Source organism: Rhizobium leguminosarum bv. trifolii WSM2297, from assembly GCF_000271845.1.
This window is the reverse complement of record NZ_JH719393.1, coordinates 786,550-801,788: the sequence shown is the minus strand read 5'-3', so window position 1 is coordinate 801,788 and position 15,239 is coordinate 786,550. Positions and strand designations below refer to the sequence as shown.

General features: G+C 62.2%; 13 protein-coding genes. 7 read left to right on the top strand and 6 right to left on the bottom strand.

Annotated features, from left to right (window positions below; translation table 11 throughout):
• Window positions 1-3 precede the first annotated feature (3 nt).
• Both RLEG4DRAFT_RS07535 and RLEG4DRAFT_RS07530 read left to right on the top strand, forming a co-directional pair.
• The gene (locus RLEG4DRAFT_RS07535; RefSeq protein WP_003576600.1) at window positions 4-1,098 is read left to right on the top strand and encodes a Gfo/Idh/MocA family protein; all 1,095 of its coding nucleotides are present in this window, start codon (window positions 4-6) and stop codon (window positions 1,096-1,098) included.
• 18 nt (window positions 1,099-1,116) lie between these two features.
• On the top strand, window positions 1,117-1,512 hold the full coding sequence (locus tag RLEG4DRAFT_RS07530; RefSeq protein ID WP_003576598.1) for a VOC family protein: 396 nt from the start codon (window positions 1,117-1,119) through the stop codon (window positions 1,510-1,512).
• A 15-nt stretch (window positions 1,513-1,527) separates the two neighbouring features.
• Here RLEG4DRAFT_RS07530 and RLEG4DRAFT_RS07525 read toward each other — a convergent pair whose 3' ends face one another.
• Window positions 1,528-2,448, bottom strand: coding sequence for a helix-turn-helix domain-containing protein (locus RLEG4DRAFT_RS07525; RefSeq protein WP_003576596.1), 921 nt, complete (start codon window positions 2,446-2,448; stop codon window positions 1,528-1,530).
• A gap of 86 nt (window positions 2,449-2,534) precedes the next feature.
• On the opposite strand from RLEG4DRAFT_RS07525, the gene RLEG4DRAFT_RS07520 reads away from it, so the two are divergent.
• The 5 genes from RLEG4DRAFT_RS07520 (at window position 2,535) to RLEG4DRAFT_RS07500 (ending at window position 8,733) form a co-directional block, all read left to right on the top strand.
• Window positions 2,535-3,809, top strand: coding sequence for an ABC transporter substrate-binding protein (locus tag RLEG4DRAFT_RS07520; RefSeq protein ID WP_003576594.1), 1,275 nt, complete (start codon window positions 2,535-2,537; stop codon window positions 3,807-3,809).
• Between the two features lie 88 nt (window positions 3,810-3,897).
• Entirely contained in the window at window positions 3,898-4,758 is an 861-nt protein-coding gene (locus RLEG4DRAFT_RS07515; RefSeq protein WP_003576592.1) for a carbohydrate ABC transporter permease, read from the top strand.
• Window positions 4,755-5,591, top strand: a complete 837-nt coding sequence (locus tag RLEG4DRAFT_RS07510) for a carbohydrate ABC transporter permease (RefSeq protein ID WP_003576589.1) — start codon at window positions 4,755-4,757, stop codon at window positions 5,589-5,591. Before RLEG4DRAFT_RS07515 ends, RLEG4DRAFT_RS07510 begins: the two co-directional genes overlap by 4 nt.
• An 18-nt stretch (window positions 5,592-5,609) precedes the next feature.
• Window positions 5,610-6,692, top strand: coding sequence for an ABC transporter ATP-binding protein (locus RLEG4DRAFT_RS07505; RefSeq protein WP_003576587.1), 1,083 nt, complete (start codon window positions 5,610-5,612; stop codon window positions 6,690-6,692).
• 37 nt (window positions 6,693-6,729) lie between these two features.
• Window positions 6,730-8,733, top strand: coding sequence for an aldo/keto reductase (locus RLEG4DRAFT_RS07500; protein ID WP_003576586.1), 2,004 nt, complete (start codon window positions 6,730-6,732; stop codon window positions 8,731-8,733).
• 44 nt (window positions 8,734-8,777) lie between these two features.
• On the opposite strand, the gene cydX is transcribed toward RLEG4DRAFT_RS07500, so the two are convergent.
• The 5 genes from cydX to cydD all read right to left on the bottom strand — a co-directional run bounded on the left by cydX (window position 8,778) and on the right by cydD (window position 15,235).
• The gene (gene cydX, locus RLEG4DRAFT_RS38525; RefSeq protein WP_003576584.1) at window positions 8,778-8,900 is read right to left on the bottom strand and encodes a cytochrome bd-I oxidase subunit CydX; all 123 of its coding nucleotides are present in this window, start codon (window positions 8,898-8,900) and stop codon (window positions 8,778-8,780) included.
• A gap of 97 nt (window positions 8,901-8,997) precedes the next feature.
• Window positions 8,998-10,152, bottom strand: coding sequence for a cytochrome d ubiquinol oxidase subunit II (gene cydB / locus RLEG4DRAFT_RS07490; RefSeq protein ID WP_003576583.1), 1,155 nt, complete (start codon window positions 10,150-10,152; stop codon window positions 8,998-9,000).
• A 6-nt stretch (window positions 10,153-10,158) separates the two neighbouring features.
• Window positions 10,159-11,739, bottom strand: a complete 1,581-nt coding sequence (locus tag RLEG4DRAFT_RS07485; RefSeq protein ID WP_003576581.1) for a cytochrome ubiquinol oxidase subunit I — start codon at window positions 11,737-11,739, stop codon at window positions 10,159-10,161.
• A 77-nt stretch (window positions 11,740-11,816) separates the two neighbouring features.
• Window positions 11,817-13,508, bottom strand: coding sequence for an amino acid ABC transporter ATP-binding/permease protein (locus RLEG4DRAFT_RS07480; RefSeq protein ID WP_003576579.1), 1,692 nt, complete (start codon window positions 13,506-13,508; stop codon window positions 11,817-11,819).
• On the bottom strand, window positions 13,505-15,235 hold the full coding sequence (gene cydD / locus RLEG4DRAFT_RS07475) for a thiol reductant ABC exporter subunit CydD (protein WP_003576577.1): 1,731 nt from the start codon (window positions 15,233-15,235) through the stop codon (window positions 13,505-13,507). The genes RLEG4DRAFT_RS07480 and cydD overlap by 4 nt, the downstream gene beginning before the upstream one ends.
• Window positions 15,236-15,239: the final 4 nt, after the last annotated feature.

The following is a 15,239-nucleotide window of genomic DNA, read 5'->3' as shown; positions in this document are numbered from 1 at the left end:
ATCATGACCAGGAAATTGCGCGTCGGGGTCATCGGCGCAGGCATTGCCGCGCGGCATCTGGCCGGCTTCGGCTGGAACAAGGATCTCTTCGAGGTGCCCGTGCTCTGCTCGCTCGATGAGGAGCGCGGCAAGGCGCTGTGTGAGGAATACGGCATCGGCGAATACACGCAGGATACGGATTCGCTGTTTGCCCGAGACGATCTCGACATCATCGACATTTCGACGCCGCCGAGCTCGCATTTCGAGCTCTGCCGCAAGGGGATCGAATCCGGCAAACACGTGATCTGCGAGAAGCCGCTCTTCGGCTCCATCGCCGAGGTCGACGAGATGGGCCGCATCCTCGCCCGTTTCCCCGGCCGGAAGCTGATGCCGATTTTCCAGTATCGCTACGGCTCCGGCCTGCAGAAGCTGAAGCTGCTGATCGAAACCGGCCTTGCCGGCAAGCCGTTTCTGACGACGATCGAGACCCATTGGTGGCGCGGCCCGGATTATTATGCCGTGCCGTGGCGCGGCAAATGGGCGACCGAACTCGGCGGCGGCCTTCTCGGCCATGCGATCCACGCCCATGACATGCTGAACTATGTGCATGGCCCCTGCGCCGAGGTGTTTTCCTATGGCGCGACGCTGGTCAATCCGATTGAGGTCGAGGATACGGCCGCCCTTTCGGTGAAGATGCAGAACGGCTCGCTGGCGACGCTGTCGATGACGCTCGGCTCGCGCAAGGAAATCTCGCGGCTGCGCTTCTGCTTCAGCGATCTCGTCGCCGAAAGCATCCTCGAGCCCTATACAATGGGCCGCGATCCCTGGGTCTTTACCGCTGGAACAGAGGAGCACCAGGCGAAAATCGACACAGCACTCGCCGCCTATGTGCCCGGCGAGGACGGTTACACCCGTCAATTCGAGCTCTTCCATCAAGCGATCATTGAAGACACGGAGCCGCCGGTGACGCTGCAGGATGCCCGCAATTCGCTGGAGTTGGTGACATCAGCCTACTTCTCGCAGCGCACCGGCCAGCCGACGCCGATGCCGATCGCTGCCGATCATCCGCTCTATCGCTCCTGGCTTCCGGAAGATGAACGGCGCGCGGCTGCCGGTTGAGCAGGGGACGGACACTCCATGCTGAAGTCCTTCGAGCATGTCGGCATGACGGTCAGCGATATGGCCCGCACGGTCGATTTCTACTGCGGCCTGCTCGGCCTCAAGCTGCATCTGCGCAAGGTCATGGCTGACGGCGGAGAGATCGCCTTTCTCGATGCCGGCGGCGGCATGCTCGAAATCGTCGCACCTGCGGGTGGTGCGGCACGGGCGGTCGATGTGCCGGAGGGTACGGCTGGCCTGCGCCATCTGACCTTCCTGTTCGAAAGTGTCGATGAGGCCTTCGCCCGGTTGGAAAAGGCCGGCATCGAGATCAAGGAGCGGCCGCGCCTGGCAGTCAATGCCGAGGTGCTGCACAAGGTCGCCTTCCTGCGCGATCCCGACGGCATTCAGATCGAACTCGCCGAGAAACGGTAGGCGAAGGATCCAGAGCTAATTCCGGAAGGCGCCGGCGGGGATCGTCGTCACCAGCCGGATATCGCGGCGGAAGTCCGATGGCGACATGCCGGCGATGTGACGGAAGGACTTGTTGAAGGCGCTGATCGAGCCGAAGCCGCTGTCCATCGCCACCTGCAGCACATTGGCGCCTTCGCTCATCAGCATCGCCTGGGCGCGCGACAGCCTGAGCAGCGTCACATATTTGCTGAGCGTCATGCCGGTCGATCGCTTGAACAGATTCATCGCATATTTCGGATGCAGGTCGGCGGCGCGGGCGATATCGACCGAATCGATGTCGTGCAGAAAATTGGCGGCGATGAAATCGCACATGCGCGCGACGCTGCGTGAGGAATTCGGGTGTGGCTGATCGCCTTCCAGGCTGACGGCCGTCTTCGACGTCGTCATCGAATAGGGTTCGAGTGCGATGCGCTCGATGCGCAGCAGCAACTCGTCGACCGCGTGCTGGGCCTTGGCGGCATCGCCAGACTTGGAATAGCGAGACCAGCGGGCGAAGTTCTCGTTGTCGGCGGCATCGGTTGCCGAGGTCAGCAGCGTCTCGCCCTTCATCAGCCGGCTGGAAATGCTGATCGGCAGACGCAGCCGGAAGAAATAGATGAGCGGCAGATGGGCACCGGCATAGAGCGAATCATCCGAGGATTCATCCATCTGATGCGGCTGCCCACCCCAGAACAGGCACATTTCGCCGGCGTTCAGCCGGAATTCGTGGTCACTCATCCGATAATGAACCGTGCCACGCATGACGTAGTTGACCTCGACCTGGGCATGCCAGTGCGGCATGGCCATGACGAGCGGATGGGCATGAAACATCTGCAGCGCCGTCGGCGAACCCTCGATGCTGCTTGCGCCGGGCTGATAGATTGCACTCGTGCCGACCTTACTTTCCGCCAAATCCATGTTCCCTTTTTAGGAGACACCCGCTCCTTTGCAGATAGTCTAACCGCGTTCGTGAAAGATCGGCAATTGAAAAGGGAGGATTTTCAATGCGCTTCAAACTTCTCGCTGCGACCGCAGCTATCGCACTGCTCGCTACCGGCTCTGCATTCGCTGAACCGGCCAATCTGACCATCTGGAGCTGGAATGTCGCCGCATCGGCATTGAAGTCCACGCTTCCAGGCTTCAACAAACAGTTTCCCGATATCAAGGTCACCGTCGAGGACCTTGGAAACAGCCAGGTGTTCGACAAGACGCTCGCTGCCTGCGCTGCCGGCGGCGACGGCCTGCCTGATATTGTCAGCATTGAGAATTTCGAGGCTGAAATCTTCTGGAGCCGTTTCCCGGATTGCTTCGCCAATCTGAAGGAGCTCGGCTACACGGCCGATATCCAGGCGAAGTTCCCCGACTTCAAGCGCACCGAACTTGAGGTCGGCGATGTCGCTTATGCCATGCCCTGGGATTCCGGTCCGGTCGCCGTCTTCTACCGCCGCGACATGTACGAAAAGGCCGGCGTCGATCCGAGCACGATCAGCACCTGGGACGATTTCATCGCCGCCGGCAAGAAGATTTCTGCTGCCAATCCCGGCGTCGTCATGGCGCAGGCCGATTTCAACGGCGACAGCGAATGGTTCCGCATGATCGCCAATGAACAGGGCTGCGGCTATTTCTCGACCGATGGCCAGAACATCACCATCAACCAGCCGGCCTGCGTCGCTTCGCTGCAAAAGGTGAAGGAGATGAAAGACGCGGGCACGCTGACTGCGGCCAACTGGGACGAGAAGATCCAGGCCAATACCGCTGGCAAAGCGGCAAGCCAGCTCTATGGCGGCTGGTATGAAGGCACCGTGCGCTCGACCTCGCCTGATCTCAAGGGCAAGTGGGGCGTCTACAGAATGCCGAGCCTGACGGCCGATGGCCCGCATGCCGCCAATCTCGGCGGTTCGTCGCTCGCCATTTCGGCGACCTCGGCAAACAAGGACGCGGCCTGGAAATTCGTCAACTACGCCCTTGGTACGAACGAGGGTCAGGTCACCATGCTGAAGGAATTCGGCTTGGTCCCGTCGCTGCTTTCTGCCGAGAAGGATCCCTTCGTCAGCGAGCCGCAGCCCTATTGGGGCGGCCAGAAGGTCTGGGCCGATATCCTGGCGACGCTGCCGAAGATCGTACCGAGCCGCGGCACCGCCTTCCAGAGCGATGCTGAAGGCATCTTCAAGGCAACGCAGGCGAAATTCTTCGCCGGCGGCTATCCCGATGCGAAGACGGCCCTCGACGATGCCGCCAAGCAGATCGCTTCGGCAACCGGTCTTCCGGTCGCGCAATGAATGACGATGCCGGGCGCTTCAGGCGCCCGGCTTTCTGCCTGCCTTCGGGCGGGCGGGTCATTCATTCGTTTTATGTGGAGGAGGCTCGATGCCATTCAGAACCCGGAGCGCCTATGCGTTCCTCGCCCCCTATCTGCTGGTTTTTGCCACCTTCTGGGTCTGGCCGATCATCGATTCATTCCTGATTTCCTTTCAAAACACCCGCATCAATCCGTGGAAATACAGTTTCCAGGCCAATTGGGGCCGGCTCTTCTACGACCCCGCCTTCTATAACGCTCTCTACAACACGCTGATCATCCTGGTGATCCAGGTTCCCGTGATGATCGCGCTGGCGACCGTCATGGCCGTGCTGCTCAATTCGCCGCTCTTGAAAGCGCGCCCGCTTTTCCGTTTCGCCTTCTTTGCCCCCGTCGTTGTCGGCGAGGTCGCCTATGCCGCTGTGTTCCGGCTGATGTTCAGCCTCGATTTCGGCATCATCAACAAGATGATCGCAGCGGTCGGCTTCAGCCCGGTATCCTGGTTCGACAACGCCAATGCCGCTATGGCCGTGATCATCCTCGCCGTCACATGGCGCTGGGCCGGCTATAATGCCATCATCATCCTCGCCGGCCTGCAGTCTATTCCGGACGATGTCTACGAGGCAGCGACGCTCGACCGGGTGAGCAAGGTGCAGCAGTTCTTCCACATCACCCTTCCGCTCTTAAAACCGATCATCCTCTTCTGTGTGGTGCTCTCGGTGATCGGCACCATGCAGCTCTTTACCGAGCCGTTCCTCATCACCAATCGCGGTGGTCCGGGCGGCGGTACGGAGACACTTGGCCTCTTCCTCTATCGCCAGGGTTTCACCTCGCTGAACTTCGGCTATGCCTCGGCGATCGCCTATACGATGGCTGCTCTCGCGGTGGTGATCTCCCTCTTCAATCTCTGGATCGGGAGGGACCCGAAATGAGATCCAAGTCGCAATCCCTTCTCATCCGTCAGATCGCGCTGCACGCTGCGCTGGCGCCGCTGGCGCTGATCTGGCTGTTTCCGCTCTGGATGATGTTCGTCTTCTCGACAATGCCTGACAACGGCATCTTCAGCCCCGACATCGTGCTCTGGCCATCGACCAACTTCGTCGCGAATTTCAAGAACCTGCAGGCCGATACCGACTTCATCGGCGCTATGGTGATCTCCATCGGCGTCGCGATGATCTACACCGTGCTCTCGGTGATGCTGACCTCGATGGCGGGGTGGGCGCTGGCGCGTTATCGTTTCGTTGGCCGCTCCATCGTCATCGCCATCATTCTCGGCACGATCACGCTGCCTTTCTCGGTGGTCGTCATCCCGCAATTCATCATGGTGGCACGCGAATTCAAGCTGGCGAACACCTGGGTGGCATTGATCGTGCCGCCGCTCTTTAATTCCCTCGGCGTCCTGTTCATGCGGCAGTCCTTTTCGATGATGCCGGGTGAACTCTTCGATGCGGCACGCGTCGAAGGCGTCAAGGAATGGCAGATCTTCCTGCGCATCGCCCTGCCGTTGGCGCGACCGACGATGGCCGCATTGGCGATCATCCTCTTTCTCGTCTCGTGGAACAATTACCTCTGGCCGCTGCTCATCAATTCCAGACCGGGAATGATGACGGCGCCGGTGGCATTGGGAACGCTGATCGGCCTCACCAAGGTTTCCTGGGGCGGCATCATGGCCGGGGCGGTGCTGCTGACGGCGCCGATCCTCGTCGTCTTCGTGGCTCTCCAGCGCCATTTCATCGCCGGCATCGCGGCCGGCGCAATCAAGTAATCGGAATCGGGGAGCTGCATGGCAGAGCTTTCACTCAGCAATATCGTCAAGCGCTTCGGCGGCTTTGAGATCATCCATGGCGCCAATCTGGAGGTGAAGGACGGCGAATTCGTCGTCTTCGTCGGTCCCTCCGGCTGTGGAAAATCCACGCTGCTGCGCATGATCGCGGGTCTCGAGGATATTACCTCCGGCGAGCTTCAGATCGGCGGCAGGGTCGTCAACGACGTCGAGCCGGCCGATCGCGGCATCGCCATGGTCTTCCAGTCCTATGCGCTCTATCCGCACCTCACCGTTGAGGAAAACCTGAGTTTCGGTCTGCGGATGAACGGCAATCCGAAGGCCGATACCGAGCGGCGCGTGCGCCATGTCGCCGAGATCCTGCAGATCACCGAGCTGATGAAGCGGAGGCCGAAGCAGCTTTCCGGCGGTCAGCGCCAGCGCGTCGCAATCGGCCGCGCAATCGTCCGCGAACCCGAGGTTTTCCTGTTCGACGAGCCCTTGTCGAACCTCGATGCCGAACTGCGCGTGCAGATGCGCGTCGAAATATCCAGGCTGCACAAGCAGCTCGGTACGACGATGATCTACGTCACCCACGACCAGACGGAAGCGATGACACTTGCCGACCGGATCGTCGTGCTGCGCGCCGGCAATATCGAGCAGATCGGCGCGCCGCTCGACCTTTACGACGACCCCGCCAACCAGTTTGTCGCCGGTTTCGTCGGCTCCCCGAAGATGAATTTCCTCAAAGCCGTCGTGGTCGAGAGCCAGCCGGGCAGGGTGGTGATCGCGTTGGAAAGCGAAGCCGATACGCGCCTGCCGCTGCCCCTCAGCGAACCCATCGAAGCCGGCACGAAGGTGACGCTCGGCATCCGTCCCGAGCATTTCGTCGATGCCGGCATGGGCGATGCCGATCTCACCGTCGCAATCGACGTTGCCGAGCATCTCGGCAATACCAGCTACATCTACGCCGCCATCGGCAACGAACAGCTGATCATCGAGCGCCCGGAATCGCGCACCGCCGGCAACCGCGAGACACTGACCGTCGGTCTTCCCGCAAGCCACACATTCCTTTTCGACGGCGCCGGCAAACGGCTTCGCTAAACCGCAATCCCAAGGCAGAAAGACGAAAGAGGTTTCCATGACTTCCGATCACCCGATCCGCTGGGGCATCATCGGCCCCGGCACCATCGCTCGCACCTTCGCAGACGGCGTCGCCCATTCCAGAACCGGCAAACTGGTGGCGATCGCCACCCGCAATCCTTCCAAGCCGGGACTTGCCGAAAATTTCCCCGGCGCCCGCATCGTCAATGGCTACGAGGCGCTGCTTTCCGACCCCGAAGTTGATGCGGTCTATATCTCCGTCCCCCACACCGGCCATGCCGAATGGGCGATCAAGGCCGCGCGCGCCGGCAAGCATATTCTCGTCGAGAAGCCAATCGCACTTTCGGCCTATGATGCCGAAGCCGTTTATTACGAAGCGAAGAAAGCTGGCGTCTTTGCCGGCGAGGCCTTCATGTACCGCGTGCATCCGCAGACGGAAAAGCTGGTCGAACTGATCAGGAGCGGCGTCATTGGCACCGTCCGCATCATCCGCTCGAGCTTCGGCTTCAATATGGGCAGCTACAGGCCGGAACATCGGCTGTTCGCCAATGATACCGCCGGCGGCGGTATTCTAGATGTCGGCGGCTACCCGGTCTCGATGGCAAGGCTGATTGCCGGCGCCACGGAAGGTAAGGCCTTCCTCGAGCCGGAGAAAGTTTCGGGCGTCGCCCATCTCGGCGAGAGCGGCGTCGACGAATGGGCGTCGGCCGTGCTCAAATTCCCGAACGAGATCATCGCCGAAGTCTCCTGCTCGATCATGGCGCAGCAGGACAATGTGCTGCGCATCATCGGCTCCGAGGGCCGCATCGAGGTCGCCGACTTCTGGTTCGCCTCCGGCCACAAGGGCGGCACCGGCAAGATCGAGATCTTCAAGAGCGGCAGCCGAGAAACCGTCGAGGTCAAGGAAGATCGCTGGCTCTACTCCTTCGAGGCCGATGCGGCAGGCGATGCGATCCGCGCCGGCAGAAACGAGTTCAGCGCTCCCGGCATGAGCTGGGCGGATTCGATCGGAAACCTGCGCGTGCTCGACCAGTGGCGGGCCTCTGTCGGCCTCGAATACGGCGTCGAGAAAGCCGCAAAGCGCACGGCCAACATATCAGGCGGCACGGTTGCTCGCGGCAACAGCATTCCCCAGCGCCAGATTCCCGGCATCTCCAAGCCGGCCTCGGTCGTCACGCTCGGCTTCGAGTTCTTCCCGAACTTCGCCGCCGCCTCGCTGACGCTCGACGCTTTCTATGAGGCTGGCGGCAATGCCTTCGATACGGCCTATGTCTATGGCGCCGGCAAGACGGAGGCGATCTTCGGCGACTGGCACACCAGCCGCAAGGTGCCGCGCGAGGAGATCGTGCTGATTGGCAAGGGCGCGCATTCACCGCTCTGCTATCCCGATATGATCGCCAAGCAGCTCGACCAATCGCTCGCCCGGCTGAAGACCGACTATGTCGACATCTATTTCATGCATCGCGACAATACCGACGTTCCCGTCGGCGAGTTCGTCGATGCCATGGATGCCGAGGTCAAGCGCGGGCGCATCCGCGGCATCTTCGGTGGCTCGAACTGGACGCGGGCACGTTTCGACGAGGCAATCGCCTATGCGGAAAAGACCGGCAAGGCGCCGCCGGCGGCGCTCTCCAATAACTTCTCGCTTGCCGAGATGCTCGATCCGATCTGGGCCGGCTGTGTCGCCGCCTCCGATGACGACTGGAAAAAGTGGCTGAACGAGAAGCAGATCCCGAACTTTGCCTGGTCGAGCCAAGGCCGCGGCTTCTTCACCGATCGCGCCGGCCGCGACAAGCGGGATGATGAGGAGATCGTGCGGGTCTGGTATTCCGAGCGTAACTTCGGACGCCGCGACCGCGCCATCGAGCTTGCCAACAAGCTCGGCCGCAATCCGATCCATATCGCGCTTGCCTATGTGATCGCCCAGCCTTTCCCGGTCATTCCGCTGATCGGACCGCGCACCGTCGCCGAACTGGAAGACAGTCTTTCGGCGCTCGACTTTAAGCTGACGCCAGATCAAGTAAAGTGGCTGGAAGGCTGAGACAACAAGGAAGGGCGCGGTCTGAAACCGCGCCCTTTCCATATCTAATTGCGCGTTTCGGACGCCTTGTTTCCGGCGGCGTCGTCCATCAGCTCATACCACATGGCGTTGAGGACGGCGAAGGCGGCTGCCAGCGGCAGGCCGAGGATCCATGCGAAATACCACATCGTTTTGTCTCCCTCAGAGCAATTCCAGGAAAAGTGCGAAGCGGTTTTCCGTCCGGAATTGCGTAAAATTAAAGGTTGGATCGGTTGTTGACCCGCTCTAGTAGGCGTGGCTGTTTTTGTCGGTGACGGATTTCTCGTCGACCTTGCCCCACAGAACCTTGTAGACCCAGGCCGTGTAGGCAAAGATGATCGGCAGGAATATCGCCGACACAACCAGCATGATGAACAGCGTCATGTGGCTGGAAGATGCATCCCAGACCGTCAGGCTCGATCGCGCATCGAGCGAGGAGGGCAAGATGAACGGGAACATCGAGAGGCCGACCGTCGAGATGATGCCCGATATCGCGACCTTGCTGAAAAGCAGCGTCATGATCTCGCGCCTTGCCCGCATGGCAAAGAAGGCCAAGGCCGCGCCGGCAAAACCGAGGACCGGTGCGATGATCATCCACGGATGCGTGGTGTAATTGACAAGCCATGCGCCCTTTTCGAGCACCGCGGTCTTCAGCAGCGGATTGGACGGCCCGATCGGGCTGATATCGCTGGTGATGCGGTAGCCGTCGACGCCGATCCACAGGAAGAGCCCGCCAAGCGCAAAAAGCACGATGGCGGCAAGGGCGGCGATGCTGCCATAGCTTCTGGCCCGCTCCGCAACCGGACCGCTCGCCTTCAGCACCAGCCAGGCCGCGCCGTGCATCGTCAGCATGGCGAGGGAAAGCAGCCCGCAAAGCAGCGCATAAGGGTTGAGCAGACCGAAGAACGAGCCTTCGTAGAAAATCCGCATATCGTCGGCAAAGCGGAAGGGCACGCCTTGCAGCACGTTGCCGACGGCGACGCCGAAGATCAGCGATGGCACGAAGCCACCGATGAAAAGCGCCCAGTCCCAGCCGTTGCGCCAAGTGGCGCTTTCCCGCTTCGACCGGTATTTGAAGCCGACCGGGCGCAGGATGAGCGCAAAGAGGATCGCAAACATCGCCAGATAGAAGCCCGAGAAGGAGACCGCATAAAGCGGCGGCCAGGCGGCGAAGATGGCACCGCCGCCAAGGATCAACCAGACCTGGTTGCCTTCCCAGGTGGCGCCGACGGTGTTGATCACCACGCGTCGTTCGGTGTCGGTCCTGGCGACGAAAGGCAGAAGCGTGCCGACGCCGAGGTCGAAGCCGCCGGTGGTCGCAAAGGCGATCAGTATCACGCCGAGCAGCAGCCACCAGATGACGCGCAGGGTTTCATAATCGATGAGTTCGTGAAGGATCATGGCAGGTCACTCCGCCGCCGGGACGAGGGTTTCGGAAATCAGGACGGCTTCCGGCTCGTCGTCCGGCTCCGGCCCCTGTTTGATCGCCTTGATCATCAGGCTCATTTCGATGACGATCAGCACCGTATAGAGTGCGGCAAAACCGATGATCGTCAGCAGCACGGTGCCGGCCCCGAGGCTGGAGACGGCCGCCGCCGTCGGCAGAACGCCTTCGATCACCCAAGGCTGGCGGCCGAACTCGGCAACGACCCAGCCAAGCTCGATCGCGACAAAGGGCAGGGGGATCGCCAGCACGGCAATCCGCAGCAGCAGCGGATATTTTTCGAGATGGCGGCGGGCCGACAGCCAGAAAAAAGTTGCGGTCAACAGGATGAAGAAGATGCCGAGGCCGACCATGATGCGGAAGGACCAGAAGAGCGTCGGCACATGCGGGATCGTATCGCGCGCAGCCTGGACGATCTGCGCGTCGGTCGCCTGACGCGGATCGTCGACATAGCGCTTCAGAAGAAGGGCATAACCGAGATCATGGCCGAGATCCTCGAAGGAGGAGCGCACTTCCTGTGCCACCTGATCCTGCGCGGGTGCGGCACGGATCTGCATCAACGCATCGTAAGCCTTGATGCCGTCGCGGATGCGGGTCTCGGCCTGCTGTTCGAGCTTGTCGATGCCGGGGATCTCCGTTGTCAGCGAGCGTGTGCCGATCAGCCCCATGACCCAGGGGATATGGACGGCGAAATGCGTCTCGCGCGCGTCCTGATCAGGGAAGCCGAAGGCAGTGAAGGCGGCCGGAGCCGGTTCCGTCTTCCACATGCCCTCGATCGCCGCGAGCTTCATCTTCTGGTTCTCGGTCGCGAGGTAACCGCTCTCGTCGCCAAGGACGACGACGGAGAGCGCCGAGGCAAGGCCGAAGGAGGCGGCCACCGTCATCGACCGTTTGGCAAGCTCGATATGCCGGCCCTTCAGCACATACCAGGCCGAGACGCCGAGCACGAAGATCGAGGCGCAGACATAACCCGCCGACACCGTATGGACGAACTTCGCCTGGGCGACAGGGTTGAAGACCACGTCGAAGAAGCTTGTTATCTCCATGCGCAACGTCTGCGGATTGAGCGCCGATCCCACGGGGTTCTGCATCCAGCCATTGGCGATGAGGATCCAGAGTGCGGAAAAATTCGAGCCGAGCGCCACCGCCCAGGTGGCGACCAGATGCCCGACCTTCGACAGCTTGTCCCAGCCGAAGAAGAACAGGCCGACGAAGGTCGCCTCGAGGAAGAAAGCCATCAGGCCTTCGATCGCCAGAGGCGCCCCGAAGATGTCACCGACATAATAGCTGTAATAACTCCAGTTCATGCCGAACTGGAATTCCATGACGATGCCGGTGGCGACGCCGATCACGAAATTGATGCCGAACAGCGTGCCCCAGAATTTCGTCATCTGCCGCCAGATCTGGCGGCCGGTCATGACATAGACGGTTTCCATGATCGCCAAGAGCACGGACAGGCCGAGCGTCAGCGGTACGAACAGGAAGTGGTAAAGCGCCGTCAGCGCAAATTGGAAGCGCGATAGCGCGACGATATCTAGTTCCATAGTCTTTCTCCCACGGTCCCAGGGGGTACGGAGCGTTCCTCAGCGCCGGCCGGCGCGTGAGGGCATGCGGGTCTCGCTCAATCCGGCCGAAGCCGGTCGAGCGCCTTTTCGAACGCCGCCTCTCCGCGGCGTGAAATCTCTGAAATACGGCCGCCTTCGATGACGGCGATGCGGTCTGCGATCGCGGCCTCGCGGCGGATATGGGTGGCGATCACCAGCGAGCGGCCTGTCGCCATCGCCGCGAGACGACAGAGCACGTCGCGGGCGTTGGCGCCGTCGAGGCCTTCTGTGGGCTCGTCGAGCAACCAGAGCGGCGTGTCGCGCAGGAAGAGACGGGCAAGCGCCAGCCGGCGCGACTGGCCGCCGGAAAGGCCGAGGCCTCCTTCGCCGAGCGGCGTATCGATCCCCCGCGGCATGGCCTCGACATCAGCCAGCAGGCCGGCGGCGGCGAGCACGTCGCGAAGGCGGGCTTCGCCGGTATCCGGGTTGGCAAGAAGGAGGTTGCCGCGCAGGCTATCCTCGAAGAGTTCTGTCCGCTGCGTCAGCAGTGTCGCCGTTACCGCGGCAACGCTTCCCGTGCTTGCCGGCAATTCGCCGGAAAGCAGAGCGAGCAGGCTCGACTTCCCGGCGCCGCTGCTGCCGATGACGGCCAGGCGTTCGCCCTGCTGCAGCGCGAGGTCGATGCCCTGGAGCACCGGAACGGCGGAATTCTCATGGAAGGCCGACACGTCGGGCAGTGAAAAAGCATATCCCGGCGGCGGCGCCACCAACGGCTCGGTTACATCTGCGACGGCAAGCCGCGGCGCGATGCGCCTTGCCGCAAGCAGCGTCCTGCCAAGTTCCAGTGCACCGCGGCGTAGCGCCGCAAACGGTTCGACCGCCGCGAAGGCGACGAGCAGCCCGAGTGCGGCGACGGGAGCGGTAATCATCTCCGATTCCGCCAGAGCTGCGACAGCGAGCAGCGATACGGTCAACAGAAGGGTCGAGACGAGGCCGAAGCCGAATGTCAGGCCGGTTTCCACACGGTTCAGCCGATCGTCGGCATGGGCGGCGTAGCCATCGGCCGCAGCGATCGCCTCTTTCTGCGCGGCCAGCCGGCCGGCCATCAGCAAATCGGTCTGGCCGGCAACGAGATCGATCGTCCGCGACCGCAGCGCCTCGATGCCATGGGCGCGCCGGCGGGCATGTTTGCGCGCCGCATGGCCGGCGATCACAGGCAACCCCAGCCCGGTGCCAGCGAGAAACAGGCCGAAGCCCAGGCCGAACAAGGGATGCATCAGCCCCAGCGCCACGCTTGCAGCCAGGGCTGCCCCCACGGCGACCGCGGCCGGCACGAGAATGCGGAGATAGAGAGAATCGAGCGCATCGATATCGGCCGTCAGTCGGAACAGCAGCTTTGCCGGCCGATGCGACAGCGCGCGCGCAGCACCCGGTTCGGCGAAGCCGCGAAACAGCCTTTCGCGCAGAGCGGCAAGTACACCGAGCGTTGCATCATGGGTCGCAAGCCTTTCGCCGTAGCGCGCCACTGTGCGGACGATGGCGAGCAGTCGGATGCCGGCTGAAGGCGCAAAGACGTCGAAGGTGATGGCGGCTGCGGCCGAAAGACCGGCAAGCGAAGTGGCGGTGATAAACCAGCCGGAAAGGCCGAGCAGGGCTATGCCCGCCATAACAGTCATTGCCGAAAGAACTGCGCCGAGCAGCAGTGCGCGCCGGCGCTCGGCAAGGAAGAGATGCAGGATCGGCTTGAGGTCCGCAGCAAATCTACTCATTCGGCCGCCTCCCTCATCATGATGTCGGCGTCGATGCGGACGATGCGATGCATGCGCGCGGCAAGCACCGGATCGTGGGTCGCAACGATCAAAGTGCGGCCCTTGGCGAGCGAAAGCAGGCTCTCGGTCACTTCGGCGGCGGTGGCGGCGTCGAGATGGGCGGTCGGCTCGTCGGCCAGGATGATTTTGAGATGCGGATTGCAGGCCGCACGCGCAATCGCCAGCCGCAGCGCCTCGCCGCCGGAAAGCCCAATGCCGCCTTCGCCGAGTGGCCGATTGCCATAGGCCTCGGCAAGCTTGCCGAGTCTCGCGACACCAAGCGCATCCGTGACATCGTCACGTGCAATGCCCGGTCTGCCGAGTGAAATATTGCCTGCGATGGTGCCGGCAAATATGTGCGGCTGCTGGCCGATCCACGCCATGGCCCCGCGCACCACCGCGGCGCTGTCATCCGCAAGCTCGACGCCGCCGATGACGATGTGCCCACCGGTGCAGGGCGCCAGCCCCGATATCAGCGAAAGAAGCGTCGATTTGCCGGAGCCACTGGCGCCGAGAAGCGCCAGATGTTCGCCTGCAGCGATCTCGAGGTTGAAACCGTCGAGGATCAGCGGTTCGTCCACGCCATAACGGAAGGCGAGATTTTCAAGACGAATGTCAGGCGCCTCGGTTTCGGTGAGAGCGCAAGGTTCGGCCGATCCCCGGATCGGCAAATCGCCTGTAGCTATAGCGTCCAGCGCTTTCAGCGCCGCTTCGCCGGCCACCCGATCGTGCCAGACGGCCGAGAGTTCGCGCAACGGCTCGAAGAAGGCCGGCGCGAGCAGCAGGATGAACAGTCCCTGGGTTAGGTCGAGCCGGCCTGTCCAGGTGCCGAAGCGGATTTCGCCAAGCAGGCTGAAGCCGACATAAACGGCAATCATCGCAACGCCCAGCGCTGCGAAAAGCTCGAGCACGGCCGAGGAGAGAAAGGCGATCTTCAACACCGCCATGGTCCGCAGGCGCAGCGATTCCGCCTCGCGGCGGAGCCGCAGCGCGGTCGCATCAACCGCATCGAGCGCACGGATCGTCGCCAGTCCGCGCAGCCGATCGAGCAGGAAACCGTTGAGCCCACCGGTTGCAACGAGTTGTTTTTCGCTGGCCGCCTGCGCACGCCAGCCGATCAGCGCCATGAAGATGGGGATCAGCGGCGCCGCAAACAGCAAAACTAGGGCGGCGATCCAGGAGACCGGAAGGATGAAGGCAAGGATGACGAGCGGCACCAGGCTCGCCTTCATGCGCGCCGGCTGGAAACGGGCGAGATAGGGGACGATCAGTTCGGCCTGCTCCCCAATCACGCTTGCGGCCTTGCCGGAAACCGGCCGGCCGCGATCAATCGGCGACGATAGGGAAAGCACGGCGATAGCAATGTGCCGCCTGCGGCTGAGCTCGGCGCGCGCAGCATGAAAGGCGAGGCGGCCGCCAGCCGCGTCGAAACAGCTTTTTGCAATTCCGAGGAGAAGGATGCCGAATGCCGGCCAGAGCACATCATATAATCCGCCGCCATCGGCGATGCGGCCAACGGAAACGGCCAGCAACCCCGCCTGCGGAATCCATAAGGCGGCGGCCAGTGCCTGCAGCATCGCCGCTTTGCGAAGCCGGCTTTTTGCCGTGTCACCACGCGACGAAACCGCATCGCCATCCAGCGGCTGAGCCTCTGATCTGTCCTTCGCGTCGAAGAAAGCCGTGCCCATGGCG